The 18227-nt window shown below is 65.0% G+C and carries 14 protein-coding genes and 1 pseudogene; all 15 read right to left on the reverse strand.

Features of this window, described 5'->3' with window-relative positions; genetic code table 11:
- A pseudogene (locus APH42_RS29855) lies at nucleotides 1-154 on the reverse strand (aspartate aminotransferase family protein); the annotation flags it as partial.
- Nucleotides 155-188: 34 nt separating this feature from the next.
- Nucleotides 189-1292, reverse strand: coding sequence for a polyamine ABC transporter substrate-binding protein (locus APH42_RS12065; RefSeq protein ID WP_060493368.1), 1104 nt, complete (start codon nucleotides 1290-1292; stop codon nucleotides 189-191).
- Between the two features lie 173 nt (nucleotides 1293-1465).
- The gene (locus tag APH42_RS12070; RefSeq protein WP_012271837.1) at nucleotides 1466-2167 is read right to left on the reverse strand and encodes an NAD(P)H-dependent oxidoreductase; all 702 of its coding nucleotides are present in this window, start codon (nucleotides 2165-2167) and stop codon (nucleotides 1466-1468) included.
- Between the two features lie 43 nt (nucleotides 2168-2210).
- Nucleotides 2211-3623, reverse strand: coding sequence for an aldehyde dehydrogenase family protein (locus tag APH42_RS12075; protein WP_060493369.1), 1413 nt, complete (start codon nucleotides 3621-3623; stop codon nucleotides 2211-2213).
- Nucleotides 3616-4806 (reverse strand): pyridoxal phosphate-dependent aminotransferase, encoded by a 1191-nt coding sequence (locus tag APH42_RS12080; RefSeq protein ID WP_060493370.1) that lies wholly within the window; start codon nucleotides 4804-4806, stop codon nucleotides 3616-3618. The genes APH42_RS12075 and APH42_RS12080 overlap by 8 nt, the downstream gene beginning before the upstream one ends.
- A gap of 24 nt (nucleotides 4807-4830) precedes the next feature.
- Nucleotides 4831-6060 (reverse strand): alanine racemase, encoded by a 1230-nt coding sequence (alr, locus tag APH42_RS12085; protein ID WP_012271834.1) that lies wholly within the window; start codon nucleotides 6058-6060, stop codon nucleotides 4831-4833.
- Between the two features lie 34 nt (nucleotides 6061-6094).
- Complete coding sequence (locus tag APH42_RS12090; RefSeq protein WP_060493371.1) at nucleotides 6095-7702, reverse strand: 5-guanidino-2-oxopentanoate decarboxylase; 1608 nt, start codon at nucleotides 7700-7702, stop codon at nucleotides 6095-6097.
- A complete protein-coding gene (locus APH42_RS12095) occupies nucleotides 7695-9812 on the reverse strand; it encodes an acetate--CoA ligase family protein (RefSeq protein ID WP_060493372.1) in 2118 nt (705 codons plus the stop codon). Before APH42_RS12095 ends, APH42_RS12090 begins: the two co-directional genes overlap by 8 nt.
- A gap of 16 nt (nucleotides 9813-9828) precedes the next feature.
- Entirely contained in the window at nucleotides 9829-10989 is a 1161-nt protein-coding gene (locus tag APH42_RS12100) for an acyl-CoA dehydrogenase family protein (protein ID WP_012271831.1), read from the reverse strand.
- A gap of 32 nt (nucleotides 10990-11021) precedes the next feature.
- On the reverse strand, nucleotides 11022-11816 hold the full coding sequence (locus tag APH42_RS12105) for an enoyl-CoA hydratase/isomerase family protein (protein WP_012271830.1): 795 nt from the start codon (nucleotides 11814-11816) through the stop codon (nucleotides 11022-11024).
- Between the two features lie 340 nt (nucleotides 11817-12156).
- Nucleotides 12157-13563: an amino acid permease gene (locus APH42_RS12110; RefSeq protein ID WP_060493373.1), complete on the reverse strand. Its 1407-nt coding sequence runs from the start codon at nucleotides 13561-13563 to the stop codon at nucleotides 12157-12159.
- Between the two features lie 196 nt (nucleotides 13564-13759).
- Nucleotides 13760-16012, reverse strand: a complete 2253-nt coding sequence (locus APH42_RS12115) for a hybrid sensor histidine kinase/response regulator (protein WP_060493374.1) — start codon at nucleotides 16010-16012, stop codon at nucleotides 13760-13762.
- Entirely contained in the window at nucleotides 16009-16785 is a 777-nt protein-coding gene (locus APH42_RS12120) for an ABC transporter substrate-binding protein (RefSeq protein WP_012271827.1), read from the reverse strand. Before APH42_RS12120 ends, APH42_RS12115 begins: the two co-directional genes overlap by 4 nt.
- A complete protein-coding gene (locus APH42_RS12125) occupies nucleotides 16782-17498 on the reverse strand; it encodes a response regulator (RefSeq protein ID WP_060493375.1) in 717 nt (238 codons plus the stop codon). Before APH42_RS12125 ends, APH42_RS12120 begins: the two co-directional genes overlap by 4 nt.
- Nucleotides 17499-17571: 73 nt before the next feature.
- Nucleotides 17572-18216, reverse strand: a complete 645-nt coding sequence (locus APH42_RS12130) for a TetR family transcriptional regulator C-terminal domain-containing protein (RefSeq protein WP_012271825.1) — start codon at nucleotides 18214-18216, stop codon at nucleotides 17572-17574.
- Nucleotides 18217-18227: the final 11 nt, after the last annotated feature.

The following is an 18227-nucleotide window of genomic DNA, read 5'->3' on the forward strand; positions in this document are numbered from 1 at the left end:
CGTCACGAATGTACGCGCCCTCGCCGGCGACGATGTTCAACGCACCTTGCGCGCGGTGCTCATCGAACACATGGTAGCCGTGCATGTAGTGGGCCTTGTCGGCTTCGACCAGCGGGTCGTGGGCAATGACGAATGCTTTGCTTGGGGTGGCCATGGGCAGCTCCTTGGCGGGAATCGTTGGGCAGTGTTCAGAAACCGGTCTTGACCGTGCTCCAGACCCGGGTGATGGCACGCATGTCCTTCGGGCTCTGGGTTTTCTGCGCGAACAGGCGTTCACGGGTTGACGCGTCCGGGTAGATGGCCGGGTCCTGGCGGATGTCATCACGCACCAGCGCGGTCGCGGCGGCGTTGCTGTTGGCGTAGTGGATGTAGTCGGTGACCTTGGCCATGGTCTGCGGCTGCAGCAAGAACTCGATGAAGCGGTGGGCGTTGGCCGCGTGCGGTGCATCCTTGGGGATGTACAGGTTGTCGAACCAGATCAGCGAACCTTCCTGGGGGATGAAGAACGACAGTTTGATGTCCTTCTTCGCTTCCACCGCGCGAGCCTGGGCGGTGGCGTAGTCACCGGACCAGGTCAGCGCCAGGCAGACATCGCCATTGGGCAGGCTGGTGAGATAATTCACCGAGTCGAACTTGCGAATGTACGGGCGGATGCCCAGCAGCAGCTGTTCGGCCGCCTTGAGGTCAGCCGGCGACGCGCTGCGCGGGTCCTTGCCCAGGTACTGCAGGGCCAGCGGGATCACTTCGGTGGGTGCGTCCATCAGGGTGACGCCGCAGTCGGCAAAGCGCGAGACGATCTTGGGGTCGAACAGCATGGCCAGCGAGCCGATCGGTGCGTCGGGCATGCGCGCCTTGATCTTGTCGACGTTGTAGGTGACCCCCGAGCTGCCCCAGGTGTAGGGCGCCGAGTACTTAAGGCCCGGGTCGTAGCCCTGCAGGTTGTCGACCACCTGTTGGTCGAGGTTGTGCCAGCTGGGCAGTTGCTGCTTGTCCAGCGCCTGGAATACCCCGGCACTGATCAGCGGGGGAACGAGGGAGGCGTTGAGCATGACCAGGTCATAACCGGAGCGGCCGGTGAGCAGTTTGGTCTGTACCGTTTCGTAGCCGTCGAAGGTGTCGTAGATGACCTTGATGCCGGTGGCCTTCTCGAAGTCGGCCAGGGTGGTTTCGCCGATGTAGTCGGTCCAGTTGTACAACCGTAACGTATTGGCGCTGTCCACCTCTGCCGCCTGGGCCAGGCTGGCGCCAGACGCCAGCAGCAGACCACCAATCACCTTCAGTACCTTGCGCATGGCAACTCCATCGTGTGAATGCTCCGGAATCGAGCCGATGGGTTCACTATCGTGGGATTTGCCGAGGGGGGACATACCCCGAATGTGTGGGTGGTCGCTTTTAGTGCCTAGCTGCGTGCGCGCTTTTTTGTAGGAGCGGCATCGTGCCGCTCATACGAGAAACCGCGCACGGCTCAAGGGAGTGGGTATAACGCCTCATCGAACTGTGCCAGGCGCGGGAACACCAATGGCTGGTCGTCCGACAGTTGCTCCAGGCGCTGCCGGTACTGCTGTAGAAAATCCTGCCGCGCCTCATCGCTGATATACGGCACATGCCAGGCCACGAACGGCGGCAGCACCTCGAACCCGACATAGGCCAGCGTGCCCCGCAGAATCGGCCGCAGCATGTCCTCCAGCGGGCCATGAATCGCCCCCTCGCCAAACATGTGCTCGCGCCCACCCAGGGTCACGGTCACCAGCGCCTTCTTGCCGGCCAACCCACCTTGGTCGTAGAAGCGCTTGCCGCCATAGCACACCCCCGACACCAGCACCCGGTCGATCCAGCCCTTGAGCATGGCCGGTGCCGAGAACCAGAAAATCGGGAAGTTCAGCACCAGCAAGTCGGCCCACAACAGCTTGTCCAGTTCCTGCTGGATATCTGCGGCAATGCCGCCGCGCTTCACGCCCTGGCGCTGCTCCAGCGCATACACCAGGTATTCAGGGTTCTCACGCTGGGTAAAGTCATCGGCACTGGCCACCGGGTTCCAGCCCATGGCGTACAGGTCGCTGACCTGCACCTGGTGGCCCTGGGCGCGAAAGGTTTCCACGGCCTGGTCACGCAGGGCTGCGGTGAACGATTGCGGCTCGGGGTGAGCATGGACGATCAGTACATTCACAAACACTCTCCTCATACAAAACTGGTTGTCTTGCCGCAGGGGCTCAGCACTGCACCGCTTTGACCTCGACGAACTCCGCCAGGCCCTCCTCGCCCCACTCGCGGCCGTTGCCCGACTGCTTGTAGCCACCGAACGGTGCCTGGTAGTTGAACCCGCCTCCGTTGATGAAGCACTGCCCGGCACGTATCTGCCGCGCCAGGGCAAGGCCCCGCTCGCGGTTGCCGGCCCACACCGCGCTGGACAGGCCGAACGACGAATCATTTGCCAGCGCAAGCGCCTGGGCCTCGTTGGCATAAGGGATCAGGCACAGTACCGGGCCAAAGATTTCTTCCTGGGTAATGCGCATGCGGTTGTCGACGTCGGCGAACAACGTCGGCGCCACGTAGAACCCGCGCTCGAAGCCGCCGTAATCACCGCCGCACACCAAGCGCGCGCCCTCCTCCTGGCCTGCGCGAATGTAGTCGAGCACGGTACGCCGCTGGCCTGCCGAACACATCGGCCCGAGGAAGCTGGCCGGGTCACGCGGGTCGCCCATGACCAGTGCACGGGTTTCGGCCTCGGCAATGTCCAGTGCCTCGGCATAGCGGCTGGCCGGCAACAGCATGCGGGTCAGCGCCGTGCAGGTCTGCCCCGAGTTGATCATCACGTCCTGCACGCCATGGCGCACCGCAGCATGCAAGTCGGCGTCGGCGGTGATCAGCAGCGGCGACTTGCCGCCCAGCTCCAGGCACACACGCTTCACCGTCGGCGCGGCCGCTTGCGCCACCCGCACCCCGGCGCCGGTGGAGCCGGTGAACGACACCATGTCCACCTGTGGGTGTCGGGCCAGCGCCTCGCCGACCTTGGCCCCGGGGCCACTGACCAGGTTGAACACCCCGGCCGGCAAGCCGATGGCATCGACCATTTCAGCCAGCAAAAACGCGTGCAACGGCGTTTCCTGGCTAGGTTTGACCACCACTGTGCAACCTGCAGCCAAGGCTGGCGCCAGCTTGCCGATCATCTGGTGCAGCGGGTAGTTCCAAGGGTTGATGAATGCGCATACGCCAACGGCTTCGCGGTACACCAGCGAGTTGCCGACTTCACGCACTTCATCCATCAGCCCGGCCAGCTCGGCGTACTGCGCCAGCCCGGCAATCGGGCCTTCGACCTGCACCGCCTGGCACCACTGCACCGGCATGCCCAGCTCATCGGTGATGACCGCTGCCATTTCCGCCGCATGGTTTTTCAACTGCGTGGTCAATGCCCGGATATACCCTGCGCGCACATTGGACGGCGTGCGCGACCAGCTATCGAAGGCCCGTCGCGCCGCCATCACCGCCCGCTCGACATCGGCCTCGTCGCCCAGCGGTACACGGCCGATGGCCTGCTCACTGGCCGGGTCGATCACCTCGGCCACGCCCTGCCCGCTCGGCACCTGCCAGGCGCCGTCGATATAAAGCCGCGCATACTCACGCATCGGCCTGCTCCTGCATCAGTTCGCCAGCACAGCGGGCAATGCGCTGGCAGGCGTCGGCCAACGCCTCGCTGCCGAGCACCAGGCCCAGGCGAATGTGCCCGGCGGCGCTGGGGCCAAAGGCCTCACCCGCCAGCACCGACACGCCCTGGCTGTCCAGCAGGCGGTCGGCGAAGGCCTGGGCGCTGAGGCCGGTATCGCGGATATCGACCATCACGAACATGCCGCCGTCGGGCTTGAGCGCCTTGATACCAGGGCGGCCTGCCAACTGCTCGCACACCAGGTCGCGGCGCTGGCGGTAGGCCTCACGCATGGCATCCAGCTCGGGCAGTTGCTGTTCCAGCGCCACCACGGCGGCATCCTGGATAAAGTCCGGCGAGCCGTACAGCATGCACAGGGCGAGGTTTTCCAGGTGCGTGGCCAGCTCGGCCGAACCGACTACCCAGCCCATGCGCCAGCCGGTCATGGCATGCGACTTCGACAGGCTGTTCAGGGTCGCGGTGCGCTCGGCCATGCCCGGCAGGCTGGCGGGGCTGACATGCTCGCCTTCATACAGCAGCTCGCTGTACACCTCGTCAGAAATCAGCCAAAGGTCATGGGCGATGCACAGCTCGGCCAATGCCTCCCAGGTGGCACGCGGCAAGCTCGCCCCCGACGGGTTGTGCGGGCTGTTCAGGGCCAGCGCGCGGGTGCGCGGGGTAATACGCTCGGCAACGTCACGCGGGCACACGCGAAAGCCGTTCTCCGGCTTGACCGGCACCGGCACCACCTTGGCACCACAAGCCCCGAACACCGCCTCGTAGGTGACATACATCGGTTCGGCGACGATCACCTCGTCGCCTGCTTCGAGCACGCATTGGGCCACGCAGTACAGCGCGCACTGGGCCCCCGCCAGCACCGTCACCTGATCGGCGCTTACCGCCTGGCCGCTGCGTTGCCGGTGGCGGTTGGCGATGGCCTGGCGCAGGGCCAGCTTGCCGCGCACATCGGCGTAATGGGTGTGGCCGGCCCGCAGGCTGTCGATGGCCGCCTCGACGATCGGCGCGGGGGTGTCGAAGTCTGGGTCACCCACCGATAGCAGCAGGATATCCTTGCCCTCGGCCTGCAGCGCCAGGGCGCGGTAGTGGATGTCCCAGGCCGCGGCCCCGTCGCCGGCGATGCGTTGAGTGAGCTTGGCGTAGCGCATGGCAATCTCCCTTCAATAGCGGTTTCAGTCGACGAGAATCTTCGGGTTGGAACTGCCCCACACGGTGTACAGATCGGCCAGCAGCGCGCCGTTGATTTCTTCCATCTCGGCCTGGGTGATTTCGCCCCCGGCCTGTTTGCCGAACAGCACCACTTCGTTGCCACCCTTCACGTCGGGGAAGTCGGTGACATCCACCATCAGCGTGTTCATCGACACCTTGCCCACCACCGGCACACGGTGGCCGTTGATCAGCACATGGCCCTTGTTGGTGAACACCCGGCGGTAGCCATCGGAGTACCCGACCGTGATGTTGGCCAGGCGCGAGTCACGGGTCAGGGTAAACGTGCGGTCATAGCCGACGGTGTTGCCGGCCGGGTAGCTGTGCACCGCCGCCACGTGCGACTTGAACTGCATGGCGCGTTTGTACTCGGTACGCTCCGGCACGGTATCGCCGAACAGCGCGCCACCGGTGCGCACCATGTCCAGGCGCGCCTCCGGCACTTCCAGGGTGGCGAACGAGTTGGCCGCATGCAGGGTGAGCTTGCTGCGGTCGAGCTTGGCGTGCTTGATCAGCCAATCGGTCTGCTCATTGAATGCCGCCAGGCCCTTGCGCACATCGTCCTTGTCTTCGACGGCGAAGTGGGTCATCAACGCAACCAGCTCGAGGTGTTTCTGGTCGGTGATCTGCAGCGCTTCGCCACGGCCGGACCAGCTGCCCATTTCCACCCCATTGCGGCTCATACCGCTGGAGTTGAGTGCCATATGGATACGCAAGGTCTTGCCATGGCGCGCGGCGATGGCGTCAACCTGGCGGGCGAACTCGGCGCTACCGACCAGTTCTTCCATGTCGTACTGCAAGGCATCTTCCAGCTCGCTGAGGCTGGCCAGGCGCACCCGCACCAGTTGCCCGGTGAAACCACTGGCGCGGACCACGCGGGCTTCCTCGTTGCTGGCTACCGCCACGCAGGGCACGCCCTGGGCGATGATCGACGGCATCACCAGGCCGATGCCGTGGCCATAGGCATCAGCCTTGAGCACGGCGCACAGTTTGGACTTGCCGGCCAGCTCGGCCTGCAAGGTGCGGATGTTGTGTTGCAGGGCGCTGGCGCTGACTTCGACCCAGGCGTTGCTGTTCTGCACGGTCAGGGCGTTGGTGCCGTTGTCCATCGACAACGGCGGTGCGGCATACAGGGGGGCCTGGCCAGTGATCAGCAGGGCCAGGGATGCGGCCAGAAGGGTGCGGCGAAATGGCATGGTGTTCACTCTGGTTCTTGTCGTTGTGCGCGCCTTAGCAGACGCAGGTGTGTTTGAGTTCGATGAAGGTCACGCCTGGGGTGGCGAAGCCACTGGCCAGGTCGGCCTGCAGCGCGTCCAGGTCGCGTGGCTGGTGCACTGTGCAACCGAAGGCGCGGGCCAGGCCGATGAAGTCCGGGTTGCGTGGCAGCACGCCGACCGGCTCGATATCCAGGCCGAGCATATCGTCGCGGATCTGGCCAAGGGCGTCATTGTTCCACAGCAACACCACCAACGGCCGCTGCAGTTCTTCGACCGCCGTGGCCAGCTCCTGGGCGGTGTAGAGGAAGCCGCCGTCGCCCACCAGCACCAGGCCGGGGCGGTGGTCGGTGGCGAACATGCCGCCGATGCCGGCTGGCAGGCCATAGCCGAGGGTGCCGTAGCCGGTGGGGTGCAGCCAGCTGCGTGGCGCCCGGCTGGCGAAGGCGTAATTGCCGGTGTAGGCCAGCTGGGTCATGTCACTGCTGATGAAGGCATTGTCGGGTAGTACGGCGGCAATGCGGTCCAGAATGGCCTGGTGGGTCGCCTGCAACGGTGCATGCCCATTGCGGATGGCCTGGCGCAGGTTGGCTACCGCCTCGCTGGCCTGGGCAGGGTCGCGCTGGAGTGCTGGCAGGTGCTCCAGCAAGCCGGCCAGGGTTTGCCGGGCGTCTCCCAGCAGGGCAATGGCACAGGGATAGAAATCGTTGAACTTGCGCGGGTCGATGTCCACCCGCAGCAATTCGCCCGTGATCGGCAAGCGTTCGCGCCAGAAGTCGGTGTCGGCCATCTCGGTGCCTACCGCCAGCACCACATCGGCCTGGCTGATCAACTGCCAGCCAGGTTCCACGCACAGGCTGGCCCCCGCATTCAGGGGAGCCTGCGGTGGCAGCAGGCCCTTGCCGGCCACGCTGGTGAACACCGGTGCCGCCAGCCGGGCGCTCAACTGCGCCAACTGCTCGGCCGCGTGCAACGCACCGCCACCGGCGATGATCATGGGCCGCTTGGCCGTGGCCAGTTTCAGGGCAGCCTGGTCGAGGGTTTCGCGGCACGGCTGGCCACGCGCAGGGCGGCGCACCACCTCATCGCTCCAGTCACGGCTGACGCGCGCCGCCAGCACGTCCAGCGGCACCGAGATATGCACCGGGCGTGGCCGTTCGCTGTCGAACACAGCCCAGGCGCGGGCGATCAATTCGGGCAGGTCGTCGCCGCGCAAGGCCACAGCCGAAAACGCGGTGATCGGCGCAGTCATGGCACGCTGGTCCTGGGTTTCATGCAGGCAACCCCAGCCCTTGCCCAGGCTGGCGGTGTGGTTGACGCTCGAAATCACCAGCATTGGCACCGAGTCGGCATAGGCTTGACCGATGGCGGTGGCGGCGTTGGTCACACCCGGGCCGGTGATGACGAAGCACACCCCCGGCTTGCCGCTCACCCGCGCATAGCCGTCAGCCATGAAACCGGCGCCCTGCTCGTGACGGGTCAGCACGTGGCGGATGCCACTGCCCGGCAAGCCTCGGTACAGCTCCAGGGTGTGCACCCCAGGGATGCCGAACACGGTCTGTACGCCGTAGTTGGCCAGCAGGCGCACCAGTGCCTGGCCGGCGGTCAGGGTCAGCTCATTCATGTCGTTCTCCTTGGGCCTGGCCGAGGCGGATCAGCGCATCGACCGCGGTGGTGCCGTGGGCACCGACCATCAATGGGTTCACATCCAGCTCAAGCAGTTGCCCGGCGTTCTCACAGGCGTAGTCAGCCACTGCACGAATGGCCGCGACCAAGGCGTCGAGATCGGCGGCCGGGCGGCCACGGAAGCCTTGCAGCAGGGTGGCACTGCGCAGGTTCAGCAGTGCGGTGCGGATGGCGCTGTCGGTGGTAGGCAGCAACAGGCTGGCACTGTCCTTGAGCAGTTCGACCAGCACGCCGCCGGCGCCGATTACCAGGGCAAGGGCAAAGTCGGGTTCACGCTTGATGCCGACAATCAACTCGGCCAAGGGCGCCTCGGCCATGGGTTCGAGCAACACCTGATCAAACGCGACCTGCGGGGCGTAGGCAGCGATGCGCTGGCGCATCTGCACCAGTGCGGCGTCCAGGGCAGCGGCATCGCGCAGGTTCAGCGCCACCGCACCGGCCTCGGTCTTGTGCGGTAGCTGTGCGCTGACCGCCTTGAGTACCAGCGGGTACCCCACGCCGGCAGCGTCTGCCACGGCACGCTCGGGTGTACTCAGCACACCCGCTGGCACGGGCAAACCGAAGGCGCGCAGGGCTTGCTTGGATTGCCATTCGTCCAGCAGCCGGCTTTCGCCCGCAAGGGCCTGCGGGCACAACGGCATGCGTGCGGCCTCGCCCTGCTCCAGCAAACGCTGGCGGTTGCGTTGGTAGGCGACGATGCGGCCCCAGGCCGCCAGGCCATCTTCCACGCCCTGCAGGGCCGCAATGCCCCGTGCATGCAGGCGCTCGCGCGCGCTGGCAGGCAAAAGTTCGGGGAATGCCGAGGTGACGAAACCGATTTTGCCGTGGCGTTCGAGGGCATCGCTGTACAGCCCCAGCAGCAGGTCGCACTCCTTGCGTTCACCGGTGAACGCCGCCGGGTAGTCCAGCACCAGCATGGCCGCACCCGCTGCGCCGCTCAGGGTGCTGTCGAGCATGCGTTGCAAGGCCGCTTCATCGCCCCAGATGGCAGTGGTGAAATCCAATGGGTTGACCAGGTTGGCATATGCCGGTAGCACCTCGGCCAGCGCCGTCACCTGCCCTTGTTCAAGTTTCGGCAGGTGCAGTTGGTTGCGTTCGGCATAGTCGGCGATCAGGCCAGCATCGCCACCTGAACAGGCCAGCGCGATGAGTTCGCCGTCTGCGGGCAAGCGCCCGCAAGCGGCTGCCTTGAGCGTTTCGACAAAGCTCACCGGGCCGCTGACGCGGATTACACCCAAGCGTTGGAACAGGCTGTCGTACAGGGCGTCGGAGCCGGACAACGAGCTGGTGTGGCTCAGCGCCAGTTCAGCGCCGATCTGCGACACGCCTGTCTTCAGGGCAATGATCGGTATGCCCTGCTGCAACGCCTTGTAGGCGGCGCGGGCAAAACCCGGCACGTTCTTCAAGCCTTCCAGGTGCAGCCCGATGGCCGTTACCCGTGGGTCATCGAGCAGCACGTCCATCAGCTCGGCCACGCCCAGTTGTGCCTGGTTGCCGACCGAGGCCATGTAGGCTACCGGCAGTGAGCGGTCGCTCATGGACAGGTTGTAGGCAAAGTTGCCACTTTGCGTGAGGATCGCCACGCCTTTCTCCACCTGCTGGCCGCCATGCGCGACCGGCCACAGGGCGGCGCCATGCAGGTAGTCGAGCAGGCCGTAGCAGTTGGGGCCGAGCAAGGCCATGTTGCCGGCGGCGTCGAGCAGGCGCTGCTGCAGCTGGCGCCCCTCCTCGCCGCTTTCGGCAAAGCCCGAGGCATAGCAGATGGCGCCACCGGCGCCGCGTGCGGCCAGCTCGGCAACGCACTGCAAGGTCAGTTCGCGGTTGGTGGCGATGAACACAGCGTCCGGGGCATAAGGCAAGTCGGCCACCCGTGCCACGCAGGGGATGCCTTCGAGGCTTTCATGCTGTGGGTTGACCAGAAACAGCTCGCCGCCAAAGCCACCTTCGGCGCAGCGCTTGAGCGCCCGAGCCATGCTGCGCCCGCCGACGAAGGCCAGGTGCCGGGGCGCCAACAGGCGCTTGAGGTTGTCACGAATCGATTGCGACATGGGGTTCTCCAGGCGCTCAGCGCAGCAGCGGGCGCAGCAGTTCGCGGGCGATGATGTGCCGCTGGATTTCCGAGGTGCCCTCCCAGATGCGTTCGATACGCGCATTGCGCCAGATGCGCTCGACCGGCCCTTCGTCCATAAGGCCCATACCGCCAAATATCTGCACGGCTTCGTCGGCCACCTTGCCCAGCACTTCGCTGGCAAACAGCTTGGCCATGCCGGCCTCGCCGTCGGTCATGCTGCCCTGGTCCATCTTCCAGGCAGTGTGCAGGGTGAGCATCTCGGCGGCGCGAATCTGCGTGGCCATGTCGGCCAACTTGAACGACACACCCTGGTAGCTGCCAATGGCCTGGCCGAATTGCTTACGGTCGGCGGCCCATTGCAGCGACAGGTCGAGTGCGCGCTGGGCCTGGCCCACGCAGTTGGCGGCGACCATCACCCGGCCTGCGGTAAGCCAGGCGTTGGCCACTTCCCAGCCCTTGCCAACCTCGCCCAGTACCTTGCTGGCCGGCACCCGGCAGTCGTCGAAGAACAGTTCGTAGGTGTGGTAGCCACGGTTGCTGACGCATTTGGGGCCACGGCGGATGGTCATGCCCGGCGTACCACGGTCCACCAGCAACGCCGTGACCGCATTGCGCTTGCGCCCGTTGTGCTCGTAGGTGTCGGTGACCGCGAAGACAATGGCGAAATCGGCGTGGCCGGCGTGGCTGATGAAGTGCTTGCTGCCGTTGATGACAAAGTCATCGCCCTGGCGCACGGCGCGGGTCTTGATGGCATTGGCATCGGAGCCGGCGCCCGGTTCGGTGAGGGCGAAACAGTCTGTTTTCTCGCCCTGCACGCAGGGCAGCAGGTAGTCGTTGATCTGCTCATCCTTGCAGGCCATGAGAATTTTCGACGGCCGTGCGACAAATACATGCAGGGCCCAGGACACCTTGGACAGCTCACGCTCGATCAACGCCTGAGACAAGTAGTCCAGGCCGCCGCCACCGACTTCCTCGGGCATGTTGAAGGCATAGAACCCAGCGGCGATGGCCTTGCCGCGGATCTGTGCGGCCAGCTCGGGTGACACGGCATCGGCGCGGTCCACCGCTTCCTCATGGGGCAGCAGCTCTTTGGCGACAAAGCTGCGTACCGCTTCCACCAACATTTCTTGTTCTTGGGTCAGTTGGAAATTCATCTGCAAAGGTCCTGGTCAGGGTCGGTATCGGGTTACTGGCCGATGAAACGGGGGGCGCGGCGTTCAACCGAGGCTTGCAGCGCCTCGACGCCATCCTGGCTGCGGCCGCACAACAGGCCGGCGTGGCGCTCGGCTTCCAGCTGCTCGGCCAGGGTGCGCCGGGCGCCGTCACGCATCAGTTGCTTGGTCTGCGCAAAGGCGAAGGTCGGGCCGCAGGCCAGGCGCCCGGCCAACTCGGCGGCCACGGCGGGCAGTTGCTCGTCGGCACAGACTTCACTGACCAGCCCAGCCGCCAGGGCGCGCTCGGCGCCCCACAGTTCATCGAGGAACAACAAACGCTTGGCCTGCTCGCTGCCGATCAGCCGTGGCAGGTGCCAGCTGGCGCCGGCATCGGGGCTGTAGCCCATGCTGGTGTAGCCGGCCTTGAAACGCGCCGAGGCGGCGGCGATGCGCAGGTCGCAGCACAGGCTGAGGTCCATGCCACCGCCCACGGCGGTGCCGTTGATGGCGGCGATGGTGGGTTTGGCGAGGCTGTGCAGGCGCAACATCAGAGCATGGGCGGTTTCGGTCCAGCCGTAGCTTTCCAGGGTGCCTGCGGCTTCGGCGGCAGCCCATTCGGCCAGATCGGCGCCGGCGCAGAAACTGCGCCCGCTGCCGGTGAGTACCACCACGCGTACCGCCGGGTCGCCGTTATGGCTGTCGAGCAAGGCATGCAGTTGCTTGAGGGTTGGGATATCCAGCGCGTTGCGCTGCTCGGGGCGGTTGAGGGTGATCCAGGCAACGCCGGCTTCGACGTTGCTCAACAGTGACGACGACGGGGTGGTCATGGGGGCCTCGGTGTTGTTGTGATGGTTTGGGGAGGACTTGATGAGGGAGATACTAAACGAGTGTTCAGCAAGACGGCAATTGCCCGAAACTTGGCCTGCAATAGTCCGCTACAACAATATAAGTCATTGTTTTAAATGGATTTATTTGATTTTATGAGGGCAAATCTCGTGGCGATTGTTACAACTTTGTACAACCGCGAGATTGCCGGGGGCGCTCTGCGCCCCTTTCGCGACACAAGGCCGCTCCTACAGGTTTTTCACAGATTTCAGGTCTGCGCAGTACTTATAGGAGCGGCCTTGTGTCGCGAAAGGGCCGCAAAGCGGCCCCGACGATCGTGAATCAAACCCCAGGCGCACTCGGCGCAAAGGCGCCCTGGCGGCGACGATTGACGAAGTAGTACGCCGCGTAGCACAGGGCAATGAAGCCAAAGCCCCAGTAAAGCGACGGCCGCTGGGTTTCATCCAATGCCAGGAACACGAACAGCGAGCTGCACAGGGTGATGCACAGCAGCGGCACCAACGGATACAGCGGCGCCCTGTACTTCAGGTCCTGCAACTGCCCACCGTCACGCAGGTAGGCTTTGCGGAAGCGATACTGCGCCAGGGCGATGACGATCCAGGTCACGGTACCGGACATGCCGCTCACCGCCATCAGCACCATGAACAGCGTGTCGGCGGCAATGAAGCTGGTCATCAGCGAGATCAGCGCAAAGCACAGGGTGATGCTCAGCGCCCGCAGCGGCACGCCGCGCTTGCTCAGTGGCGACAGGCTTTTCGGCGCCATGCCGCTCTTGGACATCGCCCAAAGAATGCGCGTAGAGGCATACAGCCCGGAGTTGCCCACCGAAAGAATGGCGGTGAGGATGACGAAGTTCATCACGTCGGCAGCAAACGGGATGCCGACCATGTCGAACACCTGCACGAACGGGCTTTCCATCAGGCCAGCCTGCTCGTACGGCACGATGGCCGACAGCACCGCAATCGCCAGCACGTAGAAGATCAGCACGCGGAACACCACGTTGCGCACCGCCCGCGGGATGCTCTTTTCCGGGTGCTCGGTCTCGCCGGCCGCCACGCCCATGATTTCACAGCCCTGGAAGGCATAGACCACCGTCATCATCACCGCGAACACCGCCGACAGGCCGTGGGGGAACAGCGACTCGCCCACCAGGTTGTCCAGCATCGGCGCCGGCGCCCCGCTGGTCAACGGGATGGCACCGAAGATCACCAGCAGGCCGATGATGATAAAGCCAAGGATGGTCGCCACTTTGATGCCCGAGAACCAGTACTCGGCTTCACCAAACGCGCGAGTGGCCAGGGCATTGAGGCCGAACAGCACCACCACGAACAGTGCCGACCAGTACCAGATCGGCACGTCCGGGAACCAGCGGGTCATCAGCATGCCGGCGGCGGTGAACTCCAGGCCCACCGTAGTGGCCCAACTCATCCAGTACACCCAGCCGATCATGAAGCCGGTGGCCGGGCCGATGAACTTGGTGGCATGGGCCTGGAACGAGCCGGACACCGGCATCTGCACCGACAGTTCGCCCAGGCAGACCATCACCAGGTACATCAGCAAACCCGCGACCAGGTAGGCCAGGATCGCACCCACCGGCCCGCCCTGGTTGATGGTCACGCCCGAGCCCATGAACAGGCCGGTGCCAATCACTCCGCCAAGCGACAGCATGAAGATGTGCCGGCTTTTCAGGGCCCGGGTGAGCTGGATTTTTTCAACGGTATCAGTCATGGCGCACCTCGCCATTGCGGCAGGCACGTGGGGCGTTGCGAAGGAGGGGCTGAGCGCTACGGCATGTCATTATTCTTGTCTCCAATAAGCCTCATGGACCGCGTGCAACACGGTTGCCATGGATTATTGGAAACGGATGTAAGGTGCCGTTGTACGAACGGATCGAAGATGTAAAAAGTCGTAAGTTTTTTGTACGTCAGCTCTGGATCAGCTGTTCCAGCGTGGCGCGGGCCTGACTTAGCTGGGTGGCCAGCGGCCCGTCGAGGGTTTGCATCGCCTCGATGTCCTGCTGCCGGGCCGCCTCTTCCAGGCGATGCAACAGCGCTGCCAGCCCGGCGAACCCCAAGGAATCGCAGCTACCGGCCAGGCGATGGGCCAGGTGCAGCACTTCGGTGAAGTCCTGGGCCGGCAGCGCCTCGGCCAGCGCCGTGGCATGCTGCTCCAGTGATTGGCGCAGCACCTTCAACAGGCCTTGCAGCTTCTGTTTGCCCAGCAGCGAGCGGTGGGTGTCCAGCAGTGACCAGTCCATGTCTGCGTCAGCGCTGGTCACTTCGCCGCAGGCTACTTCGGCCAGCGCCTCGCGCAGGTTGTCCAGCCGCAAGGGCTTGGCCAGTACCCCTTGCATGCCAGCATCCAGGTAGCCCGATACCTGCCCCGGCTGCACGCCAGCCGTCAGTGCCAGGATCCGACTGTGGCGGTTCGGACCAGGCGAGGCACGCAGCTGTCGGCACAACTCCACCCCGCTCATGCCCGGCAAGTGCACGTCAAGCAAGACCAGATCGAAGCGCCGCTGCGCACACGCCTGCAGGGCTTGCCCGGCGTCTTCGGCAAAGCTCACCCGGTGGCCATCGCGCAGCAGCAGGCCACCCGCCACCTCGCGGTTCAGCGCAACGTCCTCGACCACCAGGATATCCAGGCTTAGCAAGGACAAAGGGGCAGGTGAGCCCGCAGGCACGGGCTGCCCGCGTGCCATGTCAAGCTCGAACCAGAAGCAACTGCCCTGCCCTTGCACACTGTCCAGGCCGATGCTGCCGCCCAGTTTTTCCACCAGGTGCTTGCAGATCGCCAGGCCCAGGCCAGTGCCGCCATAGCGACGCGCCACTGTTTCGCTGGCCTGGACGAAGCGGTCGAAGATCTTCGCCTGTACGGCGGGCTCGATGCCGATGCCATTGTCACTGACCGACAACCGCAGGCGCTGCGAGCGTTCGTTGCTGGCCAGCACCTGCACCGTAAGCTGTACCTGGCCGTGCTCGGTGAACTTGATGGCATTGGCCAGCAGGTTGCTCAGCACCTGGCGCAGGTATTGCTCGGCGCCGTGCTGGTGCGCGGCCAACTGCTCATCGACATGCAGTTGCAGGGTGTCGGCGTTTTCCATGGCCATGGGTTCGAGCAACGCCAGCACTTCCTGGCACAACTGGCGCAAGGAAAAACCTACCAGCTCGGCGCGGCTTTCGCCTTCTTCGAGCCGGGCGAAATACAGCACCTCGTTGAGAATCGCCAGCAGGCCCTCGCCGGCTTTGTACAAGGCCTCGACACGCTGGCGGTCGGCCGCCTCCAGGCGCCCGCCGCGCAGCAGTTCGGCCATGCCCAGAATGCCGTTGAGCGGCGTGCGCAGTTCATGGCTCATGGTCGCCAGGAAGCGTGACTTGGCCAGGTTGGCAGCCTCGGCCTCGTCCTTGGCGCGGGCCAGGCTGGCCGTACGCCGCTCGACCATGGCCTGCAATTCGTCGCGCTTGCCCTGCAGCTCCAGGCGGTCGCGCTCACGGCGCTCGATATCGCTGAGGATGGCGCGGCGCATATCGTCCAGGGCATTGGCCACCGTGTCGATCTCATCGGGGCGCGCTGAACGTCGGCGCCCCAGGCGCAACGGCTCCTGCCACTGGCCGGCGCCAATACGACGGGCAAATTCGGCCATCACTTGCAGGTGGCGGGTGACCAGGCGGTAGAACAGCCCCGACAGTGCCACTGCCAGGCCGCACAGAAACACGCCCATCCACAGCAGGCTGGCAAGGCCTGTGGCGTACAACCGGCGGTGCACCGCGCCCAGGTCGATGCTGACTTCCAGCTCGCCCAGGTGCCTGGGCGGCCCCGAGGGTGGCTGATAATCAAGGGGGAAGCGCTCGATGCGCAGCGGCCCTGTGGCTTCGGCCTCACCGCGCAACAACTGGAAATCATCACTGACCAGGCGCACCCGCGCCACATCGGAAAAGTCCACCAGGCCGCGCAGTTGCACATCCAGCTGCGCCTCGTCCAGGTCCCACAGGCTACGCTCCAGGCTGGCCAGGTAGCCGGCGCGGATCAACGCCATGCGTGCGTCTATGTCACGCATTTCGCGGCGGTACTCGAAATACAGCTGCACGCCACTGGCCAGCACGGTGAAGCACAGGCTGAACAGCAGGATGAACAGCAGCAGGCGACGCAGCAGGCCGTCGGTGCGCAGGCGTATCATCGGGCATCCGCCGGCAGCTTGATCATGTCGCGGTAGGTGACTTCGCTTTGCTCCAGCCAGCGCTCGATCTCGCCAGCCCGGTTCATGCGCTGCAGCTGCTCGTCGATTTCATCCATGTGCTGGCTCAGGGGGGATTGCCGCGACACGGCTACACGCAGATAGTCCACACTCAGTGCAGTGGGCAGCACGCGGATGTCCTGCGCGCCGGGCAAGTGTTCGATGAACAATTGGCCAGTACGCCGCTCCTGGATCACGTAGTCGATGCGGCCGCGGATCAGCTTGCCAAAGTTCTGCTGGCTGGACGACACCCGCTCGATGTTCTGGTGGCGGGCGACGAAGCGGTCGAACTCAGCGCCGTAGCTTTCACCGTATAACAGGCCTCCACGGTAGCCGGCCAGGTCCTCCAGTTGCTGGAACTGCACCGGCCGCTTGCGGTTGTAGAACACGGCCACTTCCTCGCGTAACACCGGCACCGTGGAAAAACGCATGCGCTGGTCGCGCTGGTCGCTGTTGTAGGCCAGCACCACGTCCACCCGCCCGGCGGCGGCGTCCAGCAGGCAGCGCTTCCAGTTGCCCAGTACCACGGTTTGCACCGGGTAGCCCAGGCGTGCGAACAGCTCACGCACCACGGTTGGGGCTAGCCCACGCACTTGGTGGCCATCGCTCCAGGAAATGGGTGGGTACACCGGGTAGTCGCAATACCGCACCGGCTCGCTGGCATTGGCCTGCGCAACACACAGCGCAAGTGCCGACAGCCAGGCGCAGTGGCTCATGCCGCCACACTGGCGGTGAACAGGTAGCCGGTGCCGTGGATGGTGATGATCAGCTGTGGCTCGGCCGGATCGTCATGCAGCTTGCGGCGCAGGCGCCCGACCAGCACATCGATGGAGCGGTCGTTGGGCACCCACTCGCGGTTGCGAATCTGGTCCATCAGCTGGTCGCGGCTAAGGGTGTGGCCGCTGTTGCGCAGAAACACGCTAAGCAGTTGAAACTCGCCGTGGGTCAGCAGGGTTTGCCCGCCACGGGCGTCGATCAGGCGACGGCGATCGATGTCCAGCGCCCAGTCGGCGAACTGCTTCAGCGATTGCGCGCAGGCCGGGGCCGGGTGTACCTCGCGGGCATGGCGCACGCGGCGGATCAGGTTTTTGGCACGGGACACCAGCTCGCGGGGGTTGAGCGGTTTGATGACATAATCGTCGGCGCCGCATTCCAGGCCGACGATGCGGTCGATGTCGTCATTGCGCCCGGTGATGAGGATGATGCCGACCTCCGAGCGCACCCGTAGCTCGCGGGTCAGGGTGAGGCCGTCCTTGCCAGGCAGGCGGATGTCCAGCAGCACCAGGTCGACATCCTGGCTGCCGAGCAGGGCTTCGGCCTTTTCCGCCGTGTCGGCGCAGTGCACGTCGTAGCCTTCCTGGGACAGATAGGCCTGCAGCAAGTCACGAATAAGCGGATCGTCATCGACGATCAATACCCGAGGCGTCATTGCGTGTCGTCTCTTTTTATTGGTGTTGTTCTACACACTCGCGACAGCAGCGTACTCGTTACTGAACGGGCGATCAACAGCCCTCGGGCAGGCTGAAGCGCCGCCGACCACCGGCCTGCAAGCCATCGACCCAGGCCTCGCAGATGACCACGCCCTGCTCGGGGGTGAAGGTGCCGGGGTTGAGCCCCGACTCCAGCCACAGGCCATCGAGCAAGGCGCTCAGGCTGATGGCCGCCAGGTCGGCATCGAAACCCTGCCAGCCCTCTTCCTCGGCCAGTTTGGCCAGCAGCCGGCTGAGCTCGTTGCGGTACTCGCCGTAAGAGTGGTCGTGTACCTGGTTGATGGCGTCGGCGGTCTTCACCGCGCCCCAGAAAGCCAGCCAGGCATCGAGCAATTGCGGGTCGAGCAGCTCGGCGCAGAACGAGGCGCGGAAGAACGCCGACAGCCGCTCGCGGGCATTGGGCGCAGCCTGGGCCATGGCCTCGCGCAGCAGGCCCATCACCCGGCCGGTAACGGCCATGTAGGCCTCGGCCACCAGTTCGTCCTTGCCGGCGTAATGATGGCTGATCAACCCCACCGAAACCCCGGCTTCAGCCGAGATCTTGCGGATCGACGCCCCCTGAAAGCCATGGCGCTTGAGGCACACCAAGGTCGCCTCGACCAGGTTGGCTTTGCGCAGTTCCGGCAGCATGCGGTGGTAGCGGGCTTCCTGAGTCATCGGTGGGTCTC

This window comes from Pseudomonas sp. NBRC 111140 (assembly GCF_001320885.1).
GTDB classification, from domain to species: Bacteria; Pseudomonadota; Gammaproteobacteria; order Pseudomonadales; family Pseudomonadaceae; genus Aquipseudomonas; species Aquipseudomonas putida_P.